Genomic DNA, 7,228 nt, shown 5'->3' with positions numbered 1-7,228 from the left:
GCCATGGAAGAGAAGCTACGCTTCGCCATCCGTGAAGGCGGCCGCACCGTCGGTGCCGGCATCGTCGTCACCATCAAAGAGTAATCGTCGGCGCTGCCGGTTGAGATCGAATGCAAAAGGGCGGTCTTCGGGCCGCCCTTTTGATTCTGATATTCCGGCAATGGATTAACCGCATTGCTTCAAATCCTGTTGCAAGCGCCTCTGCCATAACTAGTATAGGTTGCATCGAGGGGGCTGCCCAAATGGTTCCATGGCGCCGTTTGCATAGTCAGGCATGGTGGTCGCTAGGGCTGATCTGCCTGGTGTCGTTGGTTGCCATGGGCCACGCTGCCTTCGCGGCGGATGCAAAAAAATCCACGCCGGAAAAATCCACGCCGGATTTCGGCCCGACGATGCGGTTCGTCGTGGTCCGCAGCAGTGCGCCGGGCTGCGAGCCCAACTGCCCGGAATGGATATCGGCGGAAGGCACCATAGAAGCCGGCACGCCCGCCCTGCTCAAACGCACGCTGAAGGCGCTTGGCGGCCGAAAGCTGCCGATCGTCGTCGATTCCCCTGGCGGCAATGTCGAAGCGGCGCTGACACTTGGTCGCCTGATCCGCAAGAACAAGCTCGATATCGCCGTCGGCAAAACCCGCTTCGCCGGCTGCCTGCCAGATATGAAGAACTGCAAGGAAAACGACGGCAAGGGCGCCCGTTATTTCGGCGATGCCTATAGCAACGGCGCCATCTGCAATTCCGCCTGCCCGTTGATGTTTTCCGGTGGCATCCGGCGCGTGGTCGGGGAGTGGGCCTTTCTCGGCGTCCATCAGATCACCACGACCTATATCCGGACGAAACTGCTGTACCGCACCACCTACCGCATGGTGAAAGGCAAGAAGAAGATACTCAGTACCAGGGTCGTCAGCCGGAAGAACGCGGGCAGCTACAAGACCTACGAAATGAACAAACCGCTGGAGCGGAAGCTGGCGGCCTATCTGAAGGAGATGGGCGTCGGCCTGGGCGTGCTTGAGACCATGAAAAGCACGCCGGCCAGCGGCATCCAGCAATTGATCCCCTACGATATGCTGCAAATGAATCTCGTCACCAGTCTGGATGCCGTCGACCTGCTGACCGCGCCAACCCTGTGCAAATCCGATCCGTTGCCGGCGAGTTGCAGGGAAGTGCCGGCGCCGGCGAATATCGCAAAGCCGGCCGGGCAAGTGGTGGCGAGCGCCGAGCCTGCACCTCTGGGGCTCGAAACCCCGCCGGCGAAGGTCGCTGACATGCGCTTCGTCCTGGTCCGCGGCAGCAACCCGCTATGCAATCCCAATTGCCCGGAATGGATCTCGGCCGAAGGCACGATTACCGCTGACACGGCCGAAAAATTGCGCCAACTGCTTGATAGCGTCGGCGACCGGCGCCTGCCCATCGTAGTCAGTTCGCCGGGTGGCGACGTGCTCGGTGCTTTGGCGGCCGGAAGGCTGATCCGCGAACGTAAACTCGACGTCGCCGTGGCGCGGACGGATTTCATTGGCTGCGAGCCGCGGCAGGCCGACTGCACGGCCGAAGGCGGCGTCTACAACGGACTGACGGTCGATGCCGGCGGCGAGTGCGGCTCGGCCTGCCCGATCATGCTCGCCGGCGGTGTCAAACGCCTGGTCGGCCCGCGTGCACAGTTGAGCGTGCATTCGATGGGCTTCGAGCAGCGGGTCAAGGCCTATCTCGAGGACATGACTGTTGGACCCGGCATGTTTTCGGCGATGCAATCGGCGCAATACTCGCGCTACCGGCACCTTGAACCAGAGATGATGCTGAAAGTCGGGCTGACGACCGGGCCTGGGTCCGCGGACGAATTGACCGGGCCCGGCATCTGCAGATCGGAGCCAAGGCCGGAGAACTGCCGCGAGATCTCGGGCGCCAAGGCTCAGGCCAGCACGCCGGTCAAGTCGTAAGACCGGTCAAATCGTAAGACAGGCATGATAGCCGCGGCCGACTGGCCATCGAGGCAGGTTGAGTGGCGCTCGATGTTTCCGCTATCGTCCAGCGCGGTTGAAGACCAGCATGGGAGGGACCGCGAATGAGCCATGATGTCCCGACATTGTTCGAATGGGCCGGCGGCTCCGAAGCGTTGAACCGCCTGACCCAAACCTTCTACGACAGCGTCTCTCGGGACCCCATCGTCGGGCCGGTGTTCAAACATATGTCGCCCGATCATCCCGCCCACGTCGCGGCTTTCATCGGCGAAGTTTTTGGTGGACCGAAAACCTACAGCGAAAAGCACGGCGGCCATCGCGAGATGGTGATGCATCATCTCGGCAAGCATCTGACCGAGGAGCAGCGCCGGCGCTGGATCAATCTTCTTGCCGACGCCGCCGACGAGATCGGGTTGCCTGACGATCCCGAATTCCGCTCGGCCTTCATGGGCTATGTCGAATGGGGATCGCGGCTGGCCAAGATGAACTCCAACAAGGGCCCGACCTGCGATCCCGAGAGCGAACCAATTCCGGCCTGGGGTTGGGGGGTGCCGGGCGGCCCCTACAAGCCGCCTTCGGGAGACTGACCGGGCACGAATCGGTCGAAAACCCTGCCGGCCAGGAAAACGGGTGGCCATGAAGGTTTCGGTCCTCCAGGCTAACGGTTTGAAGTCGCCGTCGACTGGCGGGGCCACACTGAGAACCGGAGGCTTGCGATGAGATCGGAAGGCAAGAAAAGTTCAGACAGCGCCTTTGACAGCGGTCGCGGAACTCGAAATCCATTTGGCGTCATGGACGTCCCCACTCCCGACGACGAGGAGGTGTCGGCGTTCGCCGCCGTGAAACTGGAGGGAACTTCAAGTGATGAAAACGCCGAAACGTGGGGCACCGAAAGTGACGGCAACAGCAACGACACGATCGACGGCAGCTGGTCCAGCCGGTGGAACGGCGGTGCCGATCCCACGATTCCGGGCGATGCCGACGATAAATGGAAGTCCGGCCGGGGCGAGGTGAAGACAGCGGGAGAGAGAGTTTACCTATTGTTCGATTGGCATCATGGCGTGCGCAAAGGGCTGATCGATGCGCGGCGCGAGGGTGCGAAAGGGCTGGTTGGAAAATATATCAATCTGACCGACCCGAAAATCGTGCGTCCCTGGGTCGGCTTGATCGTCAGCAACCAGAGAATCGACGGGAAATGGCCGGGAGGACGCCTGGACTTCCGCAGAGAAGGCTGGGCAGCGCACGTCGCTCTTTACAGAGCGCGCGGAAGCTTTTAGGAAGCGCCTGCTGCGCCGACATGCGCATACGGGCATAGCTCAGTTGGTAGAGCGGCGGTCTCCAAAACCGCAGGTCGTAGGTTCGAGCCCTGCTGCCCGTGCCATTCTTTGAATGGATGCCTAAAACGATTCTTTTGCAGTGCGGCCTTTGAAAATCGGCTTGTGACTTGCCATATAGCACAAGTTGCGGCATAAGGGCCGCATAGCCGGGACGGGACGACTGGATGGTTCCGAGGCGGCGTTTGGCCATAAAGCGGACACTTGCCACTTGCGTGGATCAAGAATCGGTTTTATGTAGACGAGACAGACACGCGACGCGTGGAGCTGGGAAGCCGGCTTTACGCGTCTGATTTGCATGGGCGAAATGATTGCGCTGATTCGGCGCGAACGCACGCTCAAGCGGCACGTCCCGGCCAGCGGGATCATCCAGGAGACCCGGCCAGCGGGTCTTGCAGACAGAGCGGCATATGGCTTCGAAAACCACAAATCCCTTCACCTTTCTCCAGCAGGTTCGCGCGGAGACTGCCAAGGTCACTTGGCCGTCGCGGCGCGAAACGATGATCTCGACGGTGATGGTCCTTGTGTTCGCGGTCATCGCGATGATCTTTTTCTTTACCGCAGACGTGGCCATGGGCTTTGCGGTCGAAAAAATCCTCGGCCTCGGACAGTAAGTCCGGCGATTACGGAGAAGTCTTGAAATGACCGCGCGGTGGTACATCGTCCACGCCTACTCGAACTTTGAAAAGAAGGTCGCCGAGGACATTGAGAACAAGGCCAAGCAGAAGGGCCTGTCCGCCGACATCGAGCAGATCGTGGTGCCGACCGAGAAGGTCGTCGAGATCCGCCGCGGCCGCAAGGTCGATGCCGAGCGCAAGTTCTTTCCGGGCTATGTGCTGCTGAAGGCCAATCTGACCGACGCCGTGTTCTCGCTCGTCAAGAACACGCCGAAGGTCACCGGTTTCCTGGGCGACTCCAAGCCGGTGCCGATCACCGAAGCCGAGGCCCAGCGTATCCTGAACCAGGTTCAGGAAGGCGTCGAGCGGCCGAAGCCGTCGGTGACGTTCGAGATCGGCGAAGCGATCCGCGTTTCGGATGGACCATTCGCGTCGTTCAACGGTTTCGTCCAGGAAGTGGACGAGGAGCGGGCGCGGCTCAAGGTAGAAGTTTCGATCTTCGGGCGCGCCGTGCCGGTCGATCTGGAATTCGGACAGGTCGAGAAGGGCTGATCCGAAATCCCTGCACCGGTTTCGGCGGCAGGGAAGGCGGCGCGGAGATCGCGCGGCCAAAAACGGGTGGGAGGCGAATGCGGCTTTAGCCGGCCGCCCGGACCGCACCACCAGACTGCAACCGCTGGCAAGACCGGCATGAGAAAAGGCAGGAAGAGAGATGGCTAAGAAAATTGCAGGCCAGCTCAAGCTCCAGGTTTCCGCGGGATCGGCCACGCCGTCGCCCCCGATCGGCCCGGCGCTTGGTCAGCGTGGCATCAACATCATGGAGTTCTGCAAGGCGTTCAACGCGCAGACCCAGGAAATGGAAAAGGGCTCGCCGGTTCCGGTCGTCATCACCTACTACCAGGACAAGTCGTTCACCTTCGTCATGAAGACGCCGCCGGTGAGCTATTTCCTGAAGAAGGCTGCGAACCTGAAGTCGGGCTCGAAGGAGCCGGGCAAGGTCAAGGCCGGCACGATCGGCCGCGACAAGGTGCGCGCCATCGCCGAGCAGAAGATGAAGGATCTGAACGCAAACGACGTCGAGGCGGCCATGCGCATGGTCGAGGGCTCCGCCCGCTCGATGGGTCTGGAAGTGGTGGGCTGAGATCATGGCAAAGATTGCAAAGCGCGTATCGAAGACCCGCGAAGGCATCGATCCCAACAAGGCTTATGCTTTGGGTGAGGCGCTGAAGCTGCTCAAGGATCGCTCCTCGGTGAAGTTCGACGAGACGATCGAAGTCGCGATGAACCTCGGCGTCGATCCCCGCCATGCCGACCAGATGGTCCGCGGCGTGGTCAACCTGCCGAACGGCACCGGCCGCAGCGTTCGCGTCGCCGTCTTCGCGCGTGGCGACAAGGCCGAGGAGGCCAAGGCCGCCGGCGCCGACATCGTCGGAGCCGAGGATCTGGTCGACATCGTCCAGAAGGGCACGATCGACTTCGACCGCTGCATCGCCACGCCGGACATGATGCCGCTGGTCGGCCGTCTCGGCAAGGTGCTCGGTCCGCGCGGCATGATGCCGAACCCGAAGGTCGGCACCGTAACCACCGACGTTACCGCCGCCGTCAAGGCATCGAAGGGCGGCGCCGTCGAGTTCCGCGTCGAGAAGGCCGGCATCGTTCACGCCGGCGTCGGCAAGGTCTCGTTCGACGTCAAGGCGCTGGAAGAAAACGTCCGCGCCTTCGCTGATGCGGTGACCAGGGCAAAGCCGGCTGGTGCCAAGGGCAACTACGTCAAGAAGGTGTCGGTCACCTCGACGATGGGCCCGGGCCTCAAGCTCGACGTCTCGACGCTCGCAGCGTCCTGATACGAACAATTGGATCGGCCGCTAAAACGCTGATCCGTGAAAGAATTCCGGGCCTCCGACCTGTCGGCGGCCCGGTACCGGAAGTCGAAAGGCTTCCGGACATCCTGTCCGAGATTGCAGGCGGCCCCCAAGCCTTAGGTGATGTGGGCCTTAATTCATGCGGGCCTGCATGAGACGGGTGAAGACCGGACAAAGGAGCCATAAGCTCCAATGAAAGGTTCGAACCGTGTTTGCCTTTTGTCTGCGCACCGTCCGGCTTGCCGGCAGGTGTGGCGAAAGGGGGCAGGATCCTCGAGCGTCGTTCGGGAGATCCGTTACTGGATGGCCCGGCCGGCAAAAGGCAACCCGACGCCTGTCCTTCGTAGAGGGCAGGGGTCAACTGGAGATAGGCAGTGGACAGAGCGGAAAAACGCGAACTCGTCACGGGCCTGAATGATGCGTTTTCAAGCGCTGGTTCAGTCGTCGTGGCCCACTACGCCGGTATCACCGTCGCGCAAATGAACGACCTTCGGTCGAAAATGCGCGCCGCCGGTGGCACCGTCAAAGTCGCGAAGAACCGTCTCGCCAAAATCGCTCTTCAGGGCACGGACTCCGCATCGATCATCGAGCTGTTCAAGGGACAGACGCTGATCGCCTATTCGGAGGATCCGATTGCGGCGCCGAAGGTCGCGTCCGATTTCGCCAAGGGAAATGACAAGCTCGTCATTCTCGGCGGCGCAATGGGCACCACCTCGCTCAATGCCGACGGTATTAAGGCACTCGCCACACTTCCGTCGCTCGATGAGCTGCGCGCCAGGCTGGTTGGCATGATCGCCACGCCGGCAACCCGGATCGCCCAGATCGTCAATGCGCCTGCGGCTTCGGTCGCGCGCGTCATCGGCGCTTACGCCCGGAAGGACGAGGCGGCATGAGGCCGTTCCTCGCTATCACAAACACACGTTCGAACCTTATGAAGGAACATTGCAATGGCTGATCTGGCAAAGATCGTAGACGACCTTTCGAAGCTGACCGTCCTCGAGGCGGCCGAGCTGTCGAAGCTTCTTGAAGAAAAGTGGGGCGTTTCCGCCGCTGCTCCGGTGGCGGTTGCCGCTGCCGGCGGCGCTGCGGCCGCTGCTGCTCCGGTCGAGGAAAAGACGGAATTCGACGTCGTCCTCACCGAGGCAGGCGCTCAGAAGATCAACGTCATCAAGGAAGTTCGCGCCATCACCGGTCTTGGCCTCAAGGAAGCCAAGGACCTGGTCGAGGCGGCTCCGAAGCCGGTCAAGGAAGCCGTTTCCAAGGCCGACGCGGACAAGTTCAAGGCCCAGCTGGAAGCAGCCGGCGCCAAGGTCGAACTGAAGTAAGCGTTGAGTACCGGCGGGCCAAGAGAGAGCCACCCCCCCCACGTTGGCCTGGAGGTCGGACGGGTGGCAGTAAAAAAACTAACCAGCACCCCCCTCTAAAAGGGGGTAATAAATGTTGTGTGGCGGTAAATTTAAAAA

At 61.4% G+C, this 7,228-nt stretch carries 10 protein-coding genes and 1 tRNA gene; all 11 read left to right on the top strand.

Going from position 1 to position 7,228, the window contains the following annotated elements:
• Positions 1–84: EF-Tu C-terminal domain-related protein (locus NKH50_RS28855; RefSeq protein ID WP_455749504.1), on the top strand; the 84-nt coding region annotated here is incomplete at its 5' end.
• A 158-nt stretch (positions 85–242) separates the two neighbouring features.
• Positions 243–1,931: a COG3904 family protein gene (locus tag NKH50_RS28850; protein ID WP_352882567.1), complete on the top strand. Its 1,689-nt coding sequence runs from the start codon at positions 243–245 to the stop codon at positions 1,929–1,931.
• Positions 1,932–2,056: 125 nt separating this feature from the next.
• Positions 2,057–2,539 carry a group II truncated hemoglobin gene (locus tag NKH50_RS28845; protein WP_352882565.1) on the top strand — a complete coding sequence of 161 codons (483 nt, stop codon included), beginning with the start codon at positions 2,057–2,059 and terminating at the stop codon, positions 2,537–2,539.
• Positions 2,540–2,668: 129 nt separating this feature from the next.
• Entirely contained in the window at positions 2,669–3,229 is a 561-nt protein-coding gene (locus NKH50_RS28840) for a hypothetical protein (RefSeq protein ID WP_352882563.1), read from the top strand.
• A gap of 28 nt (positions 3,230–3,257) precedes the next feature.
• Positions 3,258–3,333 (top strand) — tRNA-Trp (locus NKH50_RS28835).
• Positions 3,334–3,696: 363 nt separating this feature from the next.
• The gene (gene secE / locus NKH50_RS28830) at positions 3,697–3,900 is read left to right on the top strand and encodes a preprotein translocase subunit SecE (RefSeq protein WP_023680439.1); all 204 of its coding nucleotides are present in this window, start codon (positions 3,697–3,699) and stop codon (positions 3,898–3,900) included.
• 27 nt (positions 3,901–3,927) lie between these two features.
• Positions 3,928–4,455, top strand: a complete 528-nt coding sequence (nusG, locus tag NKH50_RS28825; RefSeq protein ID WP_006333333.1) for a transcription termination/antitermination protein NusG — start codon at positions 3,928–3,930, stop codon at positions 4,453–4,455.
• Between the two features lie 160 nt (positions 4,456–4,615).
• Positions 4,616–5,044 carry a 50S ribosomal protein L11 gene (rplK, locus tag NKH50_RS28820; protein WP_023680440.1) on the top strand — a complete coding sequence of 143 codons (429 nt, stop codon included), beginning with the start codon at positions 4,616–4,618 and terminating at the stop codon, positions 5,042–5,044.
• A 4-nt stretch (positions 5,045–5,048) separates the two neighbouring features.
• The gene (gene rplA / locus NKH50_RS28815) at positions 5,049–5,747 is read left to right on the top strand and encodes a 50S ribosomal protein L1 (RefSeq protein WP_023680441.1); all 699 of its coding nucleotides are present in this window, start codon (positions 5,049–5,051) and stop codon (positions 5,745–5,747) included.
• Positions 5,748–6,139: 392 nt separating this feature from the next.
• Positions 6,140–6,658, top strand: a complete 519-nt coding sequence (gene rplJ / locus NKH50_RS28810; protein ID WP_352882561.1) for a 50S ribosomal protein L10 — start codon at positions 6,140–6,142, stop codon at positions 6,656–6,658.
• 54 nt (positions 6,659–6,712) lie between these two features.
• Entirely contained in the window at positions 6,713–7,090 is a 378-nt protein-coding gene (gene rplL / locus NKH50_RS28805; RefSeq protein WP_023680442.1) for a 50S ribosomal protein L7/L12, read from the top strand.
• Positions 7,091–7,228 lie beyond the last annotated feature (138 nt).

Origin of the sequence: Mesorhizobium sp. M1027 (assembly GCF_040318745.1) — a bacterium.
Taxonomy (GTDB): Bacteria; Pseudomonadota; Alphaproteobacteria; order Rhizobiales; family Rhizobiaceae; genus Mesorhizobium.
Note: the sequence above shows the minus strand (reverse complement) of the source record. Positions and strands in the feature narration are given on the sequence as shown.

Coding starts and splice junctions, on each gene's coding strand:
- rplA (WP_023680441.1), top strand. CDS start 5,049: ATGGCAAAGATTGCAAAGCGCGTATCGAAGACCCGCGAAGGCATCGAT.
- NKH50_RS28845 (WP_352882565.1), top strand. CDS start 2,057: ATGAGCCATGATGTCCCGACATTGTTCGAATGGGCCGGCGGCTCCGAA.
- NKH50_RS28840 (WP_352882563.1), top strand. CDS start 2,669: ATGAGATCGGAAGGCAAGAAAAGTTCAGACAGCGCCTTTGACAGCGGT.
- rplL (WP_023680442.1), top strand. CDS start 6,713: ATGGCTGATCTGGCAAAGATCGTAGACGACCTTTCGAAGCTGACCGTC.
- NKH50_RS28850 (WP_352882567.1), top strand. CDS start 243: ATGGTTCCATGGCGCCGTTTGCATAGTCAGGCATGGTGGTCGCTAGGG.
- nusG (WP_006333333.1), top strand. CDS start 3,928: ATGACCGCGCGGTGGTACATCGTCCACGCCTACTCGAACTTTGAAAAG.
- rplK (WP_023680440.1), top strand. CDS start 4,616: ATGGCTAAGAAAATTGCAGGCCAGCTCAAGCTCCAGGTTTCCGCGGGA.
- secE (WP_023680439.1), top strand. CDS start 3,697: ATGGCTTCGAAAACCACAAATCCCTTCACCTTTCTCCAGCAGGTTCGC.